The following is a 21567-nucleotide window of genomic DNA, read 5'->3' on the forward strand; positions in this document are numbered from 1 at the left end:
TAAATCGTGATAATCTTTGCAAAAAAACTACAAAACATGACACCAAAAATTAAATTAAAATCTTTGTTTAAAAAAGAGAAGTTATTTAAAAAAATGCTTTTCGCTACCATTTTTACAGTAGGTTCTTTTATATCCTCTAATGCACAGACTATAAAGGGAGTTGTTACAAGTGAATCTGGATCGCTACCTACTGCAAATATTGTTGGAAAAACTTTCAACGATTCAGCAATTTCAGATTTAGAAGGTTCTTTTACGCTAACCGCAACAGCGTTAGGAGAAGCAACTATTGAAATAAGCTATCTTGGTTTTGAAACAAAATCAATCACAATAACTCTTGTAAAAGGAATCAATGATTTAGGAATTATACAACTGACTCCAGATGGCTCTAGTTCTCTTAAAGAAATTGTAGTAAAAGGAACTATGGCGCCATCGCAGGCTAAAGCTTATAGCATTAAGAAAAATTCATTGGCTATTATGGATGTAATGGCCGCAGACGCAATAGGAAAACTACCAGATCGTAATGCCGCTGAAGCTGTACAACGTATGCAAGGTGTCGCCGTTGCACGTTATCATGGCGAAGCAGATCAAGCAACAGTAAGAGGTACTCCATTTGCATGGACTTCTACACTTTTTAATGGCAATCGTCTTCCTAGTTCAAATGTTATGGGGAATCGATCATCAGTGTTGGATGCTGTACCTTCTGAAATGATTCAGTATGTACAAGTCGCAAAAGCTATAACACCAGATATGGAAGGCGATGCTATTGGGGGATCTATAAATTTCATTACGCGTACAGCGCCAACAAAACGTACATTAAATGTTAGTGCTGCCGGAGGTTACAATACTTTTAGCGAAAACGGGACTTACAATGCATCTGTTACATACGGCGATCGTTTTTTCAATAACAAATTAGGCGTAATTGTTTCGGGGGCAATCTGGAGCAGACAATGGGGTTCTGATGCATTTGAGACAACTTATAATACAGGTGCATCAATCGTAGAACAAAAACGATCTCTTAATACTGTCCTTTTCAAACGTTACATGGGAGAGCGCGAAACTAAAGGGTTAAATGTTGGACTTGAGTATAAAATTACGCCTTCTGATAAAATTTTCTTTAGAGGAATGGCAAATAAGTTTGATGATATTCGTCCGGTTTATGAATCTTATATTGATTATACCAATACTCGTTTTCAATACAATTACAGATATTCTCACTACCAAACGGCGCTAAACGGATTTGAAGTTGGCGGAGAACATCAAATGAATCAAAAGTTCAAATTAGATTGGAGCTACAGCAACCATAAATCAGAATATTATTTAGATACGCCTCCAACTTCAATCAATAAAGGACTTCCAATTGCAACCTTTCGTCAAAAAATTACTGGTGGTTTCAACAATCTTTCTAGCGATGGAAAACGTTACTGGGGATTTGATTCTCCAAATGGAGTTGGTGGAACTGTAGATAATTTTGAAACAGGCCTTGCCAATTCAAGCGAAGTTATGGATCCCACAAAACTTTTACTAAATCAATTAGTAATTGCGCAGCTTGATAACAGCGAAAGAGATCAGATTGGACAAATCAATTTAAAAGTTGAAGCAAGCTCAAAAGTGAATTTAAAGTTTGGTGCCAAATATCGTCACAAAGACAGGACAAACACTTACGGTTCTAATTATGTATATCTACCTGCCGCTGCTGTAGGAATACCAAACTCACCAGCTTTGGTTCCATTATCGAATTTGCAGACAACTAATTTTCCAAGCGGAAGCAAGTTTTTTGGAAATATGAATGGTGATTTTAGTCAATTCATTGTAAATCCCTTGACTAAAAATCAATTATTTGATATGTACGGACAATCTTTCCAAACTACAAACGGGTTCATGGATTTTACTTCTAAAACAAATGCAACTGCTTTTTACACCGGTAGTGAGAGCGTAATCGCCAGTTATGCAATGGCTGAAATTGATGCGACTGATGATTTGAAGATAATTGGAGGTATCCGAAACGAATATACTGAGATGACTTTAAATGGAACTAAAGCAACAACATCCGGAACTCCAGCAGTAATTACATTGACTCCTTCTAAAGTAGAGAATGATTACAATTCATTTTTGCCAATGTTGCATGTAAAATACAAATTAAACGAGAAGTCAAATCTTCGTGCCGCGTATACACGCACATTCGTTCGTCCTAATTTTGGAGATATGACTCCTGGAAGTTCGACAAACACAACGTCATCTCCTATGACAATTACACAAGGAAATCCTGATTTGAAACCAACTTTCAGTAACAATTTTGACTTAATGGGAGAATATTATTTTGATAATGTTGGAATTATTTCTGGAGGAGCATTCTACAAAAACATTACCGATGTAGTTTTTACTGATATCAGCACACAAAATATTGATGGAAGCGATTATGTCGTTACACAAGCAAAAAACCTTAATAAAGCCTCATTGTACGGCTTTGAAGCTGGAATCAACAAAAGATTTGATTTCTTAAATGGTTTCTGGAGCGGATTTGGAATAGAATTCAATTATACATTTATCGATTCTAACACCGAAGTTCCTCGCGTTACTGCAACGGCTACTTACAACGATAAAACAAGCTTACCAAACCAATCTAAAAACTTATTCAATGCCATTTTATTTTACGAGCGCAATGGTGTAATGGTTCGTTTGGCTGGAAATTACCGCGGAAAGTCAGTAGAAAGCATTAATCAGCAATTAGGCCCTGATTATTATATCTGGACCGATTCTAATTTCACTATTGATGCTTCTTCAACGGTAAACATAAATAAAAGGCTTAAAGTATTTATCGAATTAAATAACCTAAGTGATTCACCTTTGAAAATGTACATGGGAGCAGATAAACGTCGTATCACTTCTCAGGAATGGTACGGAAGCCGTGGACAAGTTGGTTTACGTTACGAAATTTTCTAAAAACAAATAAATTAAATTATACAAAATGAAAAACACATTAATCGCAATCGCCATTTTGGTACAAACAGCAGTAAGTGCGCAACTTACTGATAGTATAAAAAGATTAGTTCCTGTAAAAGGAGGATTAAATTTCAGAGATGTTGGAGGTTATAAAACCAAAGACGGAAAAGAAGTGGTTTGGGGAAAAGTTTACAGAAGTGCTGGTGTAGATAAATTAACTGATGCAGATGTTGCATTACTAGACAAAAAGAAAATTCACACTGTAGTTGATTTCAGGGGAGTTGCAGAATCAAAAGCTGCACCAGACCGTTTGCCAAAAAATACAGATTATACACTTAGTCCGGCAGGAAGCGACAGTATTCCAAATGCTATGCAAATGGTAAAGTTGCTGAAAGAAGGAAATTTTCTTGAAAAATTCTACGGCTCAGATGGAGTAAAATATAGCGGTGATCGTTTTCGTCCTTTGTTTGTAAAATTGATGACAGCAGATAAAAAAGAAGCTGTAATGTACCATTGTACAGGTGGAAGAGATCGTACAGGAATGGCAACGGCATTATTTCTTTATATCTTAAATGTTCCTGAAGAAACTATTGAAGCTGATTATGTTGCATCAAATGTTTATCTAAAGAAAATGAACAACGGAATGATGGCGCCTCTTGCAAAAATGAGCGGTTTGACAGAAGCACAAGTTCAAGAACAAATGGCCCTAAAACCAGAATTGATCCGTATGTTTTTTGGAGGCATCAAAACACAATACGGAAGTGTAGAAAATTTTCTGCAACAAGAAATGGGAATTGGATCAAAAGAAATTCTTCTTTTGAGAAAAAAATATACTAAGTAGTTTTTGTTTTTATTTACAATTAAAAAGCGGTCGATTTTTTCAACCGCTTTTTTTTATAAAGTTAACTCTTGTTCGCTGACATTAAATAAATTGACATTGTTTTTACAAAAAAAGATTGAAGGTCTTTTATATATATTTTTCACATTCTAAATGATTTTATATACCTTTCCTAAGAAATAAACAAAGACAAATAAATTTACTCCTGAAAATGAAATCGTTTTTATTTTTTTTACTAAGCATCTTATTTTTTTCAGTTCCAATCTATTCTCAAACAATTCAAAAATACAGCGGATTATACTCTTACAAACACAACAGCAACAGCTATTTAAATCTAAAAGACTCTGTAAAAGCGGTTTATTTCAAGTTTAAAAAACCAAAAGCTTGTCTGACCGAAGAAGAAATTGAGCAAGCATATACTAATAATTTAATTAGAAATGATTCGGTCATTAATTTTGATAAATTTCAAAGAATAACAGGACCGGCTTATAACAAAATGGATTACGATTTTTCATCTTTTGAATGGACACTAGTTTTTCAAAAAGCAAATGATTATGCAAAAGCTAGATATAAAAAACCTAAAAGAATCATAAAGAGGTATGAGCATCTTTATGATAATGATATAGCCGAGAAAAGCAAATACAAAACAGCTCTAAAACAATATTATCCGGTATGGAATCATAATTTGCTATTAAAATTAGATGAAATTCAAATTCCTGCTAAAAATAAATATACGCTTGAAATAGATAATAAAACAATGCAAAATTATAAGAAGTTCATTTATAAATATGTATACGACAGCATCGGAAGAGTAAAAGAAGAGAAAAAATACAATGTGATACGAACAGGTACTACAATCGATAAAACTTGCACTGAGGATGATTTATTTATACGCAAATTGTTTTATTATAATGAAAAAGGACAAGTGATAATTCAAAGAATAATTGCTGGCCCACAAGCACAAGAATATAGAGATGAGGATAGCCCACATCGCAATGAATATCTCACAAGTAGTCCCGAATATTTTAGAATCGAAAAAAGCCCACGTCAGTTTTACGCTGACATAGAAACAAAATGCCGTTATTATGGTGATTTACATTGGCGTTATGCTTATGATACATTAGGACGAATTACACAAGTAAAACTTATTGATGATTCAAGCGTAGTAGCAATGCAAGACTACATCTACCACCCTGACAAAGATTATGTGGAAACAGTAAAAAGCTATGGACACGATTTAGAATTGACATTTAAGAATTATAGCAGAAGTATAAAAACATACAATGAACAAGGCGATTTAATTAAAATAGAAGCTATTCCAGATGCGCCCCAAAAATTTGTCATACGAAACATGGTTTATTATTACACCTATGAATATGACAAGCACAACAATTGGATAAAATGCAATATGTTTTTAGAGGGAACTGATTTAGGTGAACCCACATTAATCGCAGAAAGAAAAATTGAATATTATAAATAATTTAAAAAAACATAAACGAAGAAAACGAGTTAAAATATTAGCAAAAAAATATTTTAACTCGTTTCCTTTTTTTTTTGGATGTTTGTTGATATCATCAATCCTTTTCCACCTCTGTTTCTGTATGCATCACACAAGTCCATTTGTTATTTTCCTTAATCCAAGTAGATGTACAAGCGCATTTTATGTGACCTTTTTGACTATTATCTAATACAGCAAAATCAATAAGATATCCGATAACGGCAGTATTTTCATTAATCAGCCTTTCTTCTACATCATATATTCTCAGCACTTTTACTTCATTGACCTGGCCTGAGTCAAACATCTTTTTGAAATCGGCTTCACTTACACTTTGAACGCCACTTTTGCCAGCAACGATACAAGGAAACAGAGTCAGATTTTTTACTGTTTCATAATCATTATTTTCAACTCCGTGCCAATATTTTTTTTCTAGTTCTATGATCTGTGTTTCCATAATATCTTTTATTAATCCTTAAAATTTGATTTTAAAATTTACTCAGAGTCATACTCATAAAAGTACAATATTATACAAAAATATATTTTACCAATCTTAAAACATATTCACAAACAAATGATTATGTTTCACATTATAAAATGAAACCAATCTCTTACTCGTGAGATTCTCGATCGGTTTTTAATTGAAATCTTTTTAACTCAAAAAATAATCAAACACGAATATTCCAATCCTATAAAATTCCACAGCATTTAAAATCCCGTATTTATACGTAGTCGTAACATTCAAAAATTAAATAATTTAACAAACTGAAGATACTATTGTTTTAATAAAGAAAATTATTGATACAATTTTATTGAGCATACCGTCCGGATTTCATCCGATTTTTACTTGATTTCATTTTTGTTTTACTAATAAATACCAATAAAATATTTTATTAATGAGAGAAAAAGATGGATAAATTTTATTAACTTACTTTAACAAATGTTCACTTTGTTAGATTTTAAATAATTTACGTGTTTTTTGTTTTTTATTCATTTTTTTTTTAAAACATTTCACTAAAACAACTTAACAACAAGTGTTTACACAAAACAAGACGTATATTTTAAAAAAAAAGAAGCAAAATATAAATAAAAACACATCGAAATTTTAACTAAAAAAGTTCCACAATTATAATAATATATAATTAATATTGTCGTAAGAAAAGCTTTCAAGATATCCGAGAATATTTTTCTTGAAACTTAGTTTGATTTTTAACACCTTAACAAATTAGAGTTGCCTATGATATAAACCCGATGTATAAAGCTAGTTAAATTGCTAAAATTTTTCAGATTATGGATTCGCACTTTTAATAGAATCTATTTGTGTTTTTCCATATCTGTTTAATCCCTAATCAACCAAACAATCAACCTAACTATTACTATGGCAAAACGACTACCCAAACTACCTCCTTTACTGCAAAGTAAAATTTACAAAACCGGACAAACCAGAAGCGCAAATGATGATGTAATTTATCAAAACAGAGCCAATAGAAACGGCACTGTTTTAATACCATTTGAATCGATTCAATTATTCGACATTTCTATTTTTTCATCTAACAGATTTGAAAGCGGATTTATCGTTGTAATTAGTCCCGAAGAATATTATTCAAATCCTGATACACTTGTTTTAATGAAGGCTCGAAAGTTAAAACTTGGTGTCAACGCTATCTTGCATTATGAAACAAGAGCACAATGGAACGAATTTAATCCTTATAAAAATAAGCTCACTGTAGCTGAAAAGAGAACCTCTCCTATCGATGGGCATTTTGTTGCCAGAATACCGTCGACTTCAAAAGACGAACAAAAAATTATTCTTGGCTTTAATACAAGTAATTGCAAAGGGGCAGGAATCAGAGTAGCAGAATACGCCTCTCTCCTAACTATAAAATCTTCTCATTTACAATTAGAATATTTATTCTGGCTCTGCTATAATTCAAAAGAAATAGCACTTGGAGCTGGAATGACTGAGAGCGAGATTGAAAACCGCATTGCAGCTATAACTACAGCTTGTAACAATCAAAAATTGGCCAATAATGATCGGCTTTACAAAACTCGAATTATTGATAATGCCAAAAACACGATTTGTCCGCTTTGTTTAAAAAAATTAAGTGCTGACGCTTTTCTACTTAATTTCTTTGAAAATTCAGAGAAATTAGACACCAGCAAAGAAATCAGTCCTATCAACCTTTTTTACATTAATCAACTGAAAACCGGCGAATTCAATCATACCCCCTATAATTTGGCTTGGGGACATCAAAATTGCAACATGATTTGTAAAGAGACAGGTGTGATCGAAACGATTAAATGGATGAAAGAGGTTGTGGTTAATACCATTATTTTCAACAAGGACTCTTCTTCATAATGGCATATAATAATAAATCAAATTATTTTTTAAAAAGCTATTTGTTCTAAAAATCAAATTTTGTCTCTTGGCAAGATGCATCTATTTTACATTTAGATTACCAATCATTTTTTAGATGTAAAATCAGAATAAAGATCCAAAAATAGCTGTGTTTTTTGATTTATTTAAGGAGTAAAAAAAGAAAAAAACATCATCAAAAAAAAAAGAAAAAATGATTAGCGACCTAAGAAAAAAATACATCGAAAATTATAGTGGTTTTTCAAAAGAAATTTGGATTTTGACATTAATCACTTTCATAAACAGAACAGGAACGATGGTAATTCCTTTTCTATCAAAATATATGCGAGAGAATCTTCATTTTGAATATAACCAAATTGGCTGGGTCATGGTTTGTTTTGGCGTGGGGTCCTTCATAGGTACATGGCTAAGCGGCGTGTTATCTGATAAAATTGGATTTTATAAGGTAATGATAGGAAGCCTTTTCGGAAGTGGATTAATCTTCTTTGCCTTGCAGTACATCACTTCATTTGAAGGTTTTTGTTTGTCAATTCTGCTCTTAACAACTGTTGCAGATATGTTTAGGCCTGCAATGTTGGTATCCTTAAATACCTACACACGCAAAGAAAACAAAACCAGAGCACTGTCTTTAGTAAGATCAGCAACAAGCCTTGGTTTCTTGTTTGGTCCTCCTTTGGGCGGACTTATAATCGTATTAGTAGGTTACAAATATCTTTTTTATGTAGATTCTGCTACTTGTATTTTAGCCGTTTTAGTTTTTGTTCTTTTAGTAAAAGAAAGAAAGCTTCCTTTCAAATTGAAATCACATAATTATGGCGTAGACAAATATGCAATATTAAAAGATCGAACTTTTTTAACCCATATGTTCATTTCTCTTATAACAGGAGTTATGTATTTCCAGGTATTCACAACATTAACGCTTTATCATAAGGAACAGTTTAATTTGTCGGAAGTAAATAGTGGCTTGCTTTTAAGTTTTAGCGGAATATTGACATTGCTTTTTGAATTACCGATTGTGAATTATGTCGAGAAAAAGAGAATGAACAAACTGAATGTCATTATGGTCGGTTTATCATTTATGGTGCTTAGTTATATCCTTTTGCTAGTAAATGACAAATGGTATGGAATATTGTATGTAATGATGTTCTTTATGACACTTGGCGTGATGCTGACTTTTCCTTTCTCTAACTCATTTGCTATGACCAGATCACACAATAATCAGGAAGGAAGATACATGTCTGTTTTCACCATGAGTTTTAGTCTCGCGCATATACTAAGTGCCAAAACAGGGATGGAAATCGTCGCCTACGCAAGCTATAGAGCAGATTTTATATTCATGAGCTTAATTGGAATATTAGCTATTACGCTTTGTTATTTCTTGGTGAGAATGGTTGAAAAAGAAACAATAGAAACCAAAATAAAAATAGTGCAATCCATTTTTGTTGACAAGAACAAGAGATCTTAGTCTGCTTTCAATGTTTGAATAAAAATGAGCTATTTCTAGTATAAAAAACCATTCAATATGAAAAAATATATTGCATTAAAGGTTCTAATTGTTTTTATTTTTTTTATCCCTTCACGCATCATTTCACAAGAACTTTATGGCGGAATTGAAATCGGAAGCAAGGGCGTAAAAATCTCAGTAATAAATGTTCAAAACATTAAAAAAGGAAAATATGATGTAGTTGATTTTTGGACAGAAAATGTAGGTATCGCAAAAGGAATATCCATAGATGGAAATTTAGCCGAAAATGATATTGAAACTGCTTTTAATGTGGTGGTGAAAAATTACACCAAATTAATTAAGGAAAACAAAATTAAAGAAAAAAACATCTTTATAGTAGTATCCTCAGGAGTTGCAATGGCTAAAAATATTGATATTTTACGACATAAACTACATGTGTTTACTAATATTGATGTTGCAATAATTACATCTGAAACGGAAGCAAAATTATTGCTAAAAGGATGTATTCCGCCAAAAGAGTATTCTGATTCCTTAATTCTTGACATTGGTGGAGGAAATACTAAAGGAGGTTATGTTGAAAAATTCGATGAAGAGGATATTTTGTTATTTTATCCTGTAACACTAGATTTAGGAACGGTAACTTTCACAGAGAAAATAAACAAAAATTCAAAAACCAATTCGATTGAAGAATTTAATGAGCTATTGTCAGCTGCATTACCCGAATTAAACGAACAAACGAATAGCTTGTATCAGCAAAACTCAAAAATTTTTAAGAAGGACAAGATATACATGTCAGGAGGCGCAGTATGGGCATTTTATACGCTGTATAAAGGAAATAATGCTACAGAAAATTTTAATCCGTTTGAAGTTAAGGATGTTGAAGCTTACAACAAAATGATCAAGACAGATTATGCAAAATTTGAAGCTTTGGCATCACAAAACAAAGATGTTGAGAAAGTCTTAAAAACCTATTCTCAAAAATATTTGATTGCAGCAAATTCATTATTGCTGACTTTATTAGAAAAAATGCCAGATATCAAATCTAAAAATATCTATTTTACAAAACAAGGCCAAATGGCTTGGTTGCTTTCTTATATTGCTGACGCTGCAAAAAGAGCAAAAGATATTCGTTAATTAATCTTCTTTTTAGAACACTATTTTTGCTAAAACAGTTTGAAGTGAAAGTCTTCTAATGAAAAGTAACTACTAAAATCAATAAAGACTTTACATTCATTGAACACATAAAAAAAACCAGTAACCGAATTGATTACTGGTTTTTTATTGATTTTTTTTAAAGAATAGTCGCTCTATTAAGCCTTTTATCCCGTAAAATCAAAATATACATTTTTGATAATGCAGTTAATGAATCGTTTAATCTTTAATTCTAAAATCAGGTCTTCTTCTCATGGATACGCTTGCAAAAAGCTCATCATTTTTAAGTTTTATAAACTCTATTCCGTATTGCTTATCCTGATACCAATTGTTGATCAGGAAATTGTAATCTTTATTTTGTGTTATTCCAATAACCTTAGTATCATTTACAAGCAGATCTTTTAAAGTTATTTTATTCAAATATTCATCTGTAATCGGAATTGCATCTGCAAAGACTATAAGCTGACTAAATCCTGATATTACTGAATTCGTTAATGTCAAAAATGTGTTTTCTCTAATTAATATTGCTTCATATTTAAGCCCTTGAATTTCTGGCCCAATATCTTCAGTATGCATCATTGTAAAATTTGTAGCATTCACCCTGGTCATTTCTTTTTTGCTATCTAAAACCTCCCCTTTTCTGGTATCAACAGTTTCCATTTCAAAACAACGAGATCCGTATTTATCAGATAAAAACGGACTTCTAATTGCAATACTATTCGAAATATTGCACTGAACACCTTGAGTAAAATCAAAGTCATCATCAGCTGATCGTAAAGAAATTAAATGACTGGTATCTACGTATCCTCCATAGAACTGGAAAGAATCATCATCACAAGAGGTAATCTGTATGTATTCTAATTTTGTTTTTCTGCCAACACCAGCTAATGATAAACCATTTATAAATTTATTAGAAACTGTCCTTTTCCCTGAAAATTCAATTCTGACATATTTTAAAATGCCAGAGTCACTATCCTTATTATCTCCGCCGTATATTACTTTTTGCGGATCAAGATCGAATTCTAAAACACCAATTCCTCCTGTTTTATTAATTGGTGCATCTCCTAAAACAATAATACCTCCCCAATCACCCGGATTTCGATCTCCTGAGTTCTTGTCGGAAGTAAATACAATTGGGTCTGTTTCGGTACCTTCTGCAATAATTTTGGCGCCTTTAGTAATAACTAATGCACTCATGGCTTTAGTATCACATCGTATTAACGTACCCGGTTCAATAGTCAAAGTTACATTCGGCTCGACATACACCGCTCCAACCAAAACATAAACATTTTCTTTTTTTAATGTCATGTTTGAAGTAATTACACCAGTTAAAATGTTGGAAGCTTCGTTATAACTGGTGGTTTTGGGATTGAAGTTTGTCCACATATTTAACCAATTCGTATCGCCACTGATACCTTTAATATTTTGGGCGTTACTCAATAATGTGAAAGTAAAAAATACAAGTAGGGATATTTTCTTTTTCATAACTTCTTCTTTTTAATTTATTTAAAAAAAAAGGCCAACCATAAAAAGTCAGCCTTCCCACAAAAATCCATTATAATTTAGAAGCAATTTCTTTTTTGTATTTGTTAAGAATTGCTTTAGTCATTCCCATATTAGCTTTAGTTGAGTCAACTGCAAGATAAATCATGTACATATTATTATCAGAAATATCAATAATATGAATTTGAGATGATAAGGTAATCATGATATCTGAAACGATTTGATTCTTTAATCCTAAGGCACTGATTGCATTAAGTTTAGCTTTAACAACTTCAAGGTTAAAAGCAGAAGCTAATTCAGGATCAAAGTCTTTTACTGCTGAAAGTGAGAAATATGACATTCCACTTTGAATTTCTGCAATTGAAACTGCTATAAAACCTGGGCAATTTTTTTCTAGATCCTCTCCGAATTGATTTAAAAAGTCTGACATAATTATAGTTTTTAGTTTTATATATTTTTTTATTTTTTTGTCATCAACTGCAGTATTGACATTACAAATATATTTTTCAAAATGCTTGGATAACTTTTCTCTTTAAAATAATTTCTTACTTTTTTTGCTTTTTTTTTGAGATGATACCTTTTTTATGAAGCGCTCAAATTAAAAACACTGACAATCAAATACTTATACGTTTTTGTTTTATAACCATTTCGTGGGCATTTTCGCAAATATTTCAATCCATCCCTCAAAACACATAACATATTAATAATCAATGATTTAACATTAAATATTTTTACCATCTAGTGGTATTATTTTCTGTTATTTTGTTATTCGCTTTCAACCAAAACACTAATAAACAATTAATTACGATTTAAACATGCTTTTTTTTACCCTTTCATGGTTTAAAATGCTATGTTTTAAATCCCCAAATATTTAGCTAACATTTATCTCAAATGTTAATAATATGTTTCGTTTCAAAGCATTTTTATTAATGTAAACGTAACCTTTCGCACCTACCCTCATCTTTACTTTTGAAGACATATAAAAAGAACCCAATACTTTGTATATGTCATTTTTAAAACCGCACGACCATTATTTAGAAATCAGAAGAAGTGCTTCACTTTGCACAATTCATTTGATTATCCACACCAAAATAATGTATCATGTATAAGAAGTTTACAGACGAAGAACTTGTCGAATTATTAAAATCTGGCAAGGATAAAGCCTTTGATGAACTTTATTTTAGATACCGTGATATCCTTGTCCGGTTTGTTTACCTCAGAATGAAGTCGGTAGCAATCTCTGAAGAAATTGTTCAGGAGGTCTTTACCAGTATTTGGGAACGCCGAAAGACCATTGTAATTCAAAAAAGTTTTGCCGCCTATATCTATACCTCTGTGCGTTACATGACTTTAGATTATTTTAAATCACACAGTGTCACAGATCAATACATACAGGAAGTTTTAGACAAAAACACGGTTTCATTTTCGAGCCACAATGCTACTGAAGATTTCATTTATTATGAAGAATTACAAAAAGCAGTTGATAAAGCAACTATGCTCCTCCCTAAAAAATCAAAAGAGGTTTTTATTCTCAGCCGCATAAAACATTATTCCAACAAAGAAATAGCAGATGAACTTAATGTTTCAATCGAAACTGTAAAATATCATATTACCTATTCGCTAAAATTCATGCGCACTTATTTGGGTGAGTTCAATTAAAAAGTAAAATCCATATTAAGAACCCTGCTTTTTTCTTAACAAAAGCGTAACCTTTTGCGCCTACCTGAAATTGCAATTCCAAAGACATACTATTAAAGACATAAAGAAATTATAATGCCTGATAAATTAAGACAAGAAATCAAACATTTTTTAGACGGAAAATATTCTCCTAAAGGACAAGAAATGTGGAACAAATGGTACGATCGTACCGACGATTATTTTGAAAACATGGAAATGATTCAATCGAATCGTTCAAAAATAAAAAAAGAACTGAAAGCTATTAAGAATACTAATAATGTAATTTCTCTTCCTTATAAAAACTGGGCAGTTGCGGCATCTTTAACCTTATTAATCGGTTTGTCGGTATTCTTTTATCAATCCTCAAAATTGATTGAAAACAAACAATTTGCTGTAAAACTTGGCGAACATGCCAAAATAAAATTAAGCGACGGAACTCAAATCTGGTTAAATGCAGGAAGTGTTTTAAAATATCCTAAACAATTCAAAGGAGATACTAGGGAAGTTTACTTGAGCGGTGAAGCTTTTTTTGATGTCGCCAAAGACAAAAAGCATCCTTTTATCATACACACCAATAAAATGGACACGAAAGTTCTCGGAACCAGTTTCAATGTTCAAGCGTATCCAGATCAAAGAACACAAGAAGTTTCAGTTTTGACCGGAAGAGTGAATGTGAAATCGACAGTTACTGAAGAAAATGTGTATGTAACTCCAGGACAGAAAGCGGTTTTTAGATCCCAAAACAACAAACTTCAAGCTTTTAAAGACATTCCTGTCAACACCATTTCACTATGGAGAAAAAACATTATGGTATTTGAAGAAACTCCGCTGGCAGAAGTTATCGCTACCATAAATCGCAATTACAATGTGGCGATTGAAATCAAAAACAAAAATTTAAATGAATTAAAAATTAGCGCCTATTTCAAAGAATTAACTGCCGATCAAGTAATTGGATTGGTTTGCAATATCATTAATGCCAATTATAAAATAGATGGCGGCGTGTACAAAATAGAATAAACTCATTAAAAATAAAACTACGTAGAAAACCCACAAACAAAACAATTAAAACTAAAAATTATGAATGAAAAACAAATGCGGTATACCGTAAAGTGTCAAAGCATAAGGACAATAGGAATCAAATTATTCCTTTTTATTGCTTTATTTTTTGGGTCACTAACCGTAAACGCCGGGAATGTTGACATTAACAAAAGAGTGACATTAAAAGTTGAAAATGAAAGTATAAAAAATATTTTCCATAAAATTGAAAATCAAGCTGATGTGCATTTTATGTACGAAAGCAGTCAGGTAAATACGAATCAGAAATTAAGCTTAAGATTAAATAATGTAACACTTGAACAAGCACTGGACAAAATTTGCGGTATTGCACTTCGATACGAAATTGTAAGCAATAATATCGTAATCAAGAAAAACCAGAAAGTTGCAAGTTCAGACCAGAATAAAATTACCGTTTCGGGAACTGTTTTTGGAGGCGATGACAATATGCCGTTGCCGGGTGTTGGAATTAAAGACAAAAATTCAGATGCTACTGCAACTACAGACTTCGATGGAACATTCAAAATGGAAATCAATGCATCTGAAGCGACTCTTATTTTTTCATATGTTGGTTATGTAACGCAAGAAGTAAAAGTAAGCAGCACACAAAATATTACCGTAAAACTTGCCGCTGATGTCAAACAACTTCAGGAAGTAGTTGTAATGGGATATGGTAGTGTGAAAAAAAATGAAGTTCTTGGTGCTGTCGGTACCGTTTCAATGAAAGAAAGCGCTAGCAGAACCTATAACAACGCTGCCGAATTATTGCAAGGAACTGTTGCCGGTGTAACGGTAATTAGTGACGGAGGCGATCCAACGGCTTCTCCAACAATCAATATCCGTGGTATTGGTTCATTGAATGCCGAAACTCCTTTAATTGTTTTGGATGGAATTATCTACAGCGGTTCTTTAAATACAATAAACCCAAATGATATTGGCTCGATCAGCGTTTTGAAAGATGCGGCTTCTGCAGCAATTTATGGAGCGAGAGCTTCTGGTGGTGTGATTTTAATTACCTCTAAAAAAGGAATCTCCGATCGTATTAATGTGAATGTAAATTATCAGGGAGGTTTTCAAAATGTAGCAAAAAAACTGGATGTGCTTAATGCAGCAGAATATGCTGATGCCATGAATACGGCTACAGATAATGCAGGATTGCCAAGAATTCCTGCTTTTAATACTGCTTTTGAACCAACTGCAAGAACAACGAAAACAAACTGGATGGATGAAATTTTCCATACAGGTGAAATTCAAGATCTATCTCTTTCTGTAAATGGAAAAACAGAAAAATCAAATTTCTTTCTTTCTGGAAGTTACAGAAAAAATGAAGGGATTTTGCTAAACACTTATTCAGAACGTTATACTGTTAGAGCAAACTCTTCTTTTAAATTGGCACCAAACTTTACTTTAGGTGAAAATTTATCATACTCCTTAACAGATGGCCAAAGCGCTAATACATCAAGTGCTTACACAGGAGCTATTTTGGGCGCTATTTTTTATCCGCCAAACGCTACTATTTACAAAGAAGATGGTTCTGGACAATTTGGTGGTGTTCCTACAAAATATATTGGTTCATACGGAGATGTGATCAATCCGGTAGCGTATTTAAAAAGATTAGACAATAGAAATCCGGTTTCTACAATTTTGATCAATCCTTATGCTGAATGGGAAATTATCCCTGGCTTAAAAGTAAAATCAAACTGGGGATATACGAGAATACAAGACAATGCAACCGATTTTACAGTTAAAATTACAGAACCTGGTAAAATATTCGATTTTAACCGTTTGACTAAAAAATCGTTGACTATTAGTGATTTATTGAGCGAGCAAACTATTTCTTATGAAAAATCATTTGGAAAACATAATCTGAAGGCTTTAGCAGGATATACATATCAGGAAACTAAAAAAGATTTCTACACCGTTGAAGGAACAGGGTTTGACAATGAAGATCCATCGCAACGTTATTTATTGAATGCCAAATTAATTCAGCAAACTGGTGCAGGATTATCTGATGAGATTATTTCATCTTATGTGGGAAGAATCAATTACGACTTTAATCAAAAATATTTGTTGTCAGGAATTATTCGTCGCGACGGAACATCAAAACTTTTATCAGATAACCGTTGGAAAGTTTATCCTTCTGTTTCTGCGGGTTGGTTGATTTCTGAAGAAAATTTCATGAAAAGCATCAATCCAATTGTAAGCAGTTTAAAATTACGTGCAAGCTGGGGAGAAATTGGAAACTTAGGAAATCTTGGTCCGTACCAATTCAGTGTTCCTTTGACTCAAACTACGGCTTTAATTGGAGCAACTCCGGTTATCAATTATGGTTATTCTGAAAGAGAACTTTCAAATCCGAATTTAAAATGGGAAAGTTCAGAGCAAACAAACATCGGTTTGGATTTCACGATGTTCAATAACACATTCTTAGGATCTGTTGATGCTTACGTAAAAACAAACAAAGACATGTTGGTTCGTGATCAATTGCCAGGTGTTTCGGGAACTCCACAAGGAAGAATCGTAAACTCTGGAGACGTTGAAAACAAAGGTATCGAGGTGAGTTTGACGTACCAAAAAACACGTGGCGAATTTAAGTTTGATGTTACAGCCAATGCAGGATTCTTAAGCAACAGAATTGTTTCTATTAAAGATGATTTGACTTCTCTTGAGCCTTTGAATTTAAGCCGAGTTAGAAGTTTGCCTTTGGCGAATATTTATCAAGTAGGAAGTCCGGTTGGCGCTTTCTACGGATACCAAACTGACGGATTATTTCAAAGTACTGCTGAAGCAAAAGCGTATGTAAATGCTAAAGGAGAAGTGTATCAGCCAAATGCAGTTGCTGGAGATATGAAATTTAAAGATCTTAATGGTGACGGCGTAATCAATAATAGTGACAGAACCGTATTAGGAAGTCCGTTTCCAAAAACGACATTCAGTTTGAACACTAACTTTAAGTATAAAGGATTTGACATGAATATCTTTTTCAGTGGAGCTGCTGGAAACAGTGTTTTCAATGCTGTGAAATATACAGGTTTAAATGGTTCTTTCCCTGGTTACAATTTATTGGCTGAATCTAAAAATGCATGGTCACCAACAAATACAAACACCGATATTCCGGTTCTTTCGGCAACTGACAATAACAACAACTTCGGAAGAATCTCAAACTTCTATATTGAAGATGCTTCTTTCTTAAGATTAAGAAACGTTTCTATTGGTTACACTATTAAAGACAGCTGGTTAAACGGGAAAGCAAAATTGAGATTTTTCCTTTCGGGACAAAACTTATTTACAATTACAAAATATTCAGGAATGGATCCGGAAGTTGGACTTACCAATTTTGGTCTTGACTTAGGTAAATATCCACTTTCTCGCATTTATATGACGGGTGTAAACGCAACATTTTAAAAATATAAAACTAACAAAATGAAAAATTTAAGTCTTTTAGTATTGAGTTTTGTGCTGCTGGTAAGCACTTCAGCTTGTGAAAGCGAACTTGATGTGATTCCGCAAGGAGCGCCATCTAGCGGGAATTTCTGGAAAACTCCAGCAGATGCAAAGGCAGGAGTAAATGCAATGTATGCTTTATATTCTGATGATAATATGTACGGTCGCGGTTTCTTCTGGCTTAACAATGCTAGTGATGATATCGGAACAAAACCAAGACAAAATGCAGAACGTATCAAAAACTTTATTGTTGACGGAGCTGAATCGGATACCAAAGATATCTGGAGATTACACTATGAAGTTATGAAGCGTTGTAACGATGTAATTCGCAATATCCCGAATATTCCTTTGGATGAAAAAACAAAAAACGGAATGCTGGGCGAAGCTTATTTTAATCACGCCGTAATGCACTTAGAATTAGCATACCATTATGGAGATGATCGTGCCGGAATTCCGATTCAGGACAGAGCAAATCCATCAAATGTTTATGTACCACGTGCAAAAAATGTTGCCGAAAACTACGCATACATCGCTGCAGATTTAATAAAAGCTGCAGATTTGCTTCCATACTTTAACGAATTATCGCCAGACAATTATGGACGTGCTCACAAAACTGCTGCTTGGGGATATTTAGTTCGTACGTATTTGTATGCAAAAGATTGGGATAATACAATTAAATATGCCAATTTGATTGTAAACAGTGGAAAACATAAGTTGCTGGATAATTTTGAAGATGTTTTCAAAATCAAAAACAACTGGTCAACAGAATATATTTGGTCCGTAACATCAAGTGCAGACAATACTTCTTTAGGTTCTATTTTTCCGGGAGTTTGCCTAGAAGATAAAGGATGGGGAGCTTATAACGGATGGGGGAATTTCTATCCAACAAAAGAATTATTTGATACCTATGCTCCAAATGATAAAAGACGTAGCGCTACTATTTTACAAAAAGGAGACAAATTTGTTTATTTCGGTGAAGAAGTGACTTTTAATGAAGGAAAATATACAGTAAGTTCAAGTAACAGAACAGGATATCAATTCAAAAAATATATGGAACCTTTCAGTTACCCAAAAACTGGATCTGGAGCTGTTGATATTCGTTATGTAAATGCAAACGGTGACAAGCCTTCAACAACTTTAAATGTACCGCTTTTGCGTTATGCTGATGTGATTTTGATGTTGGCTGAAGCCAAATTGATGAAAGGTCAAAATGCAGATGCAGAAATCAATATGATTCGTCGTCGCGCTGGACTTAGCGATCTTTCAGGAGCAACAATGACCGATTTGAAAAGAGAAAGAAGATGCGAATTAGCAGGAGAATGGACAGATCGTCATTTCGATTTAGTGTGTTGGGGCGATGCAAAAGAAACTTACGCAAAACCATTGCATCATTACAACGGAAGCGTAATTTATCCAGCTCGTAATTTCAATCCAGCAATTCACCACGTTTGGCCTATCCCACCAGATGAAATTGCTGTAAGCAAAGGATCATTGACTCAAAACCAAGGTTGGTAAAAAAGTAGTTTCATTTTTGTTGTTAGTTTTTTTTACTGCGCAGGTTTTTATAAAACCTGTTGCGGTAAAAACAAAAACAATTATCAATATAAATCATAAGCCAGTCTTCACAAAAAGACTGGTTTCTGCTTAAAAACCAATTCATACCATAATACAATTTTCATAAAGTTACCTACGGCTTTATGGAATTAAATCAATTTTCGATGAAAAAAATAATCACCCTTTTTTGCCTTCAGTTTTTCCTTTTCGCACAAGCGCAGGAATACAGTTCTTCTAACATTCATTCTCATAACGATTATGAAAGCAAACTGCCTTTTTATGGTGCCTATTCTAATGAAACTGGTGTCATTGAAGCCGATGTTTTTTTAGTAAATAATGATTTATTCGTTGCTCATACTTCAAAAGAAATCAAAACCTACAATACGCTAAAAAGCATGTATTTGGAACCACTTTCTTCCAAATTAAAAACACTAGAAGGAAAAGCATATCAAAGCAACAAGCCATTAATCTTAATGATTGATATCAAATCAGATGCTGATGCGACTTTGAAAGCCATTACGCAACAATTAAAAACTTTTCCAGATATCATTTCGAATAAAAATATAAAAGTGGTCATTTCTGGAAATAGGCCTCTACCCGCTCTTTGGAAAGACTTTCCCGATTTTATTTATTTTGACGGAAGAATAAACGAAGAATATACGCCAGATCAATTGGCTCGTGTTGAAATGATCAGTGAAGATTTGCACGAAATCACAGTTTGGAACGGAAAAGGAGTTTTGACGCAAGTTGATTCTGAAAAAATTCAAGCCATAATAAAGAAAGTCCATAGCCAAAATAAAAAAGTGCGATTTTGGGCAACACAGGATAATGTCAACACTTACATGACTTTGATGAATTTAAAAGTTGATTTTATTGGAACTGATAAAGTTGCAGAATTGACACAATTCATCAACAGTATCAAAACTACGTTTTATCAAAATGCAGATTTTCATCAGGCTTATGTTCCTAAAAACGCATTCAAAAGCAAACGTCCAAAAAATGTTATTCTTTTGATTGGTGACGGAATGGGACTAACTCAGATTTATGCTGGTTATACTGCCAATAAAGGACAATTAAGCCTTTTCAATATTCCAAATCAAGGGCTATCGATCACAAAAGCTTCAGACAGTTATATTACTGATTCTGCTGCGGGCGCAACGGCAATGGCAACAGGACATAAAACCAACAACCGATTTATCAGTGTTGATGAACAAGGAAAACCACTTGAATTAATCACGCAACAATTGGCTAAGAAAAATTATAAGACCGCTATTATTTCTGCAGGAAATATTACAGATGCTACACCAGCTTCGTTTTATGCACATCAGCCAGAAAGAAGTTATAGCGAACCTATTGCAAATGATTTTCTTTCAAATCCTTCTGATATTTTAATTGGAGGCGGACAAAATGAATTTAAATCTAGAAAAGACGGCAAAGATTTGTCTAAAATTTTGATCGAAAAAGGCTATACGTTTTCAGATAAATTTGCAAGTTTAGACACCATCAAAAATAACCGATTTGTGGTTTTAGAAGATCAAGCGGTAGTTTCAATGAAAAACGGAAGAGGAGATTTTCTAACAAAATCTTTAGCGAAAGCAACAGCAACTTTTTCAAAAACAAAAAATCCGTTTTTCATCATGGCCGAAGGTGCACAAATTGATTACGGCGGACATCAGAATAATGTAGAATATGTCGTAAGAGAAATGCTTGATTTCGATAAATTAGTAGGACAAGCAATGGAATTTGCAGATAAAAATCCAGAAACCTTAGTAATAGTTACAGCAGATCATGAAACGGGCGGATTGTCATTAATTAACGGAAGCATTGAAAAAGGTTATGTGCACGGAAGCTTCAGTACAAACGATCATACAGCAGTTCCTGTTCCAGTTTTTGCTTACGGACCTGGTGCGGATAAATTTGTTGGCGTTTATCAAAATACGGCTATTTATGATAAAATCATGGAATTGATTTCAGGAAAATAGACTTTTAAAAATAGTTAAAATAATAAAAGCGGTTGATATTCAACCGCTTTTATTATGAAGTCACTTCTTCAATATCATTTATCATTT

Annotated in this window: 14 protein-coding genes; 11 read left to right on the forward strand and 3 right to left on the reverse strand. The window is 33.1% G+C overall.

Features of this window, described 5'->3' with window-relative positions; all coding sequences use genetic code 11:
* The first annotated feature begins 36 nt into the window (after positions 1 to 36).
* From AAYQ19_RS20815 to AAYQ19_RS20825, 3 genes are all read left to right on the forward strand, one after another.
* On the forward strand, positions 37 to 2940 hold the full coding sequence (locus AAYQ19_RS20815; RefSeq protein WP_343539014.1) for a TonB-dependent receptor: 2904 nt from the start codon (positions 37 to 39) through the stop codon (positions 2938 to 2940).
* Between the two features lie 25 nt (positions 2941 to 2965).
* Entirely contained in the window at positions 2966 to 3781 is an 816-nt protein-coding gene (locus tag AAYQ19_RS20820) for a tyrosine-protein phosphatase (RefSeq protein WP_343539016.1), read from the forward strand.
* A 208-nt stretch (positions 3782 to 3989) separates the two neighbouring features.
* On the forward strand, positions 3990 to 5258 hold the full coding sequence (locus AAYQ19_RS20825; RefSeq protein ID WP_343539018.1) for a hypothetical protein: 1269 nt from the start codon (positions 3990 to 3992) through the stop codon (positions 5256 to 5258).
* 94 nt (positions 5259 to 5352) lie between these two features.
* On the opposite strand, the gene AAYQ19_RS20830 is transcribed toward AAYQ19_RS20825, so the two are convergent.
* Entirely contained in the window at positions 5353 to 5730 is a 378-nt protein-coding gene (locus AAYQ19_RS20830; RefSeq protein WP_343539019.1) for a DUF4440 domain-containing protein, read from the reverse strand.
* 921 nt (positions 5731 to 6651) lie between these two features.
* Here AAYQ19_RS20830 and AAYQ19_RS20835 point away from each other — a divergent pair.
* From AAYQ19_RS20835 to AAYQ19_RS20845, 3 genes are all read left to right on the forward strand, one after another.
* Positions 6652 to 7632, forward strand: coding sequence for a BstXI family restriction endonuclease (locus tag AAYQ19_RS20835; protein ID WP_343539020.1), 981 nt, complete (start codon positions 6652 to 6654; stop codon positions 7630 to 7632).
* 211 nt (positions 7633 to 7843) lie between these two features.
* Positions 7844 to 9115 (forward strand): MFS transporter, encoded by a 1272-nt coding sequence (locus AAYQ19_RS20840; RefSeq protein WP_343539021.1) that lies wholly within the window; start codon positions 7844 to 7846, stop codon positions 9113 to 9115.
* A 57-nt stretch (positions 9116 to 9172) separates the two neighbouring features.
* Complete coding sequence (locus AAYQ19_RS20845; protein ID WP_343539022.1) at positions 9173 to 10249, forward strand: Ppx/GppA phosphatase family protein; 1077 nt, start codon at positions 9173 to 9175, stop codon at positions 10247 to 10249.
* Positions 10250 to 10486: 237 nt separating this feature from the next.
* Here the strand turns inward: AAYQ19_RS20845 and AAYQ19_RS20850 are convergent, their stop codons facing one another.
* Positions 10487 to 11752 carry a beta-helix domain-containing protein gene (locus tag AAYQ19_RS20850; RefSeq protein ID WP_343539023.1) on the reverse strand — a complete coding sequence of 422 codons (1266 nt, stop codon included), beginning with the start codon at positions 11750 to 11752 and terminating at the stop codon, positions 10487 to 10489.
* A 70-nt stretch (positions 11753 to 11822) separates the two neighbouring features.
* Positions 11823 to 12200 carry a hypothetical protein gene (locus tag AAYQ19_RS20855; RefSeq protein WP_343539024.1) on the reverse strand — a complete coding sequence of 126 codons (378 nt, stop codon included), beginning with the start codon at positions 12198 to 12200 and terminating at the stop codon, positions 11823 to 11825.
* 671 nt (positions 12201 to 12871) lie between these two features.
* Between AAYQ19_RS20855 and AAYQ19_RS20860 the strand changes: the two genes are divergently transcribed.
* The 5 genes from AAYQ19_RS20860 (at position 12872) to AAYQ19_RS20880 (ending at position 21480) form a co-directional block, all read left to right on the forward strand.
* Positions 12872 to 13429: an RNA polymerase sigma-70 factor gene (locus tag AAYQ19_RS20860; RefSeq protein ID WP_132988013.1), complete on the forward strand. Its 558-nt coding sequence runs from the start codon at positions 12872 to 12874 to the stop codon at positions 13427 to 13429.
* A 114-nt stretch (positions 13430 to 13543) separates the two neighbouring features.
* Positions 13544 to 14464, forward strand: a complete 921-nt coding sequence (locus tag AAYQ19_RS20865; protein WP_343539025.1) for a FecR family protein — start codon at positions 13544 to 13546, stop codon at positions 14462 to 14464.
* A 60-nt stretch (positions 14465 to 14524) separates the two neighbouring features.
* Positions 14525 to 17905, forward strand: a complete 3381-nt coding sequence (locus AAYQ19_RS20870; RefSeq protein ID WP_343539026.1) for a TonB-dependent receptor — start codon at positions 14525 to 14527, stop codon at positions 17903 to 17905.
* A gap of 18 nt (positions 17906 to 17923) precedes the next feature.
* The gene (locus AAYQ19_RS20875; RefSeq protein WP_343539027.1) at positions 17924 to 19459 is read left to right on the forward strand and encodes a RagB/SusD family nutrient uptake outer membrane protein; all 1536 of its coding nucleotides are present in this window, start codon (positions 17924 to 17926) and stop codon (positions 19457 to 19459) included.
* A 203-nt stretch (positions 19460 to 19662) separates the two neighbouring features.
* Positions 19663 to 21480 (forward strand): alkaline phosphatase, encoded by a 1818-nt coding sequence (locus tag AAYQ19_RS20880; RefSeq protein ID WP_343539028.1) that lies wholly within the window; start codon positions 19663 to 19665, stop codon positions 21478 to 21480.
* The last annotated feature ends 87 nt before the right edge of the window (positions 21481 to 21567 follow it).

It is taken from the genome of Flavobacterium mesophilum, from assembly GCF_039581405.1.
Lineage (GTDB): Bacteria > Bacteroidota > Bacteroidia > Flavobacteriales > Flavobacteriaceae > Flavobacterium.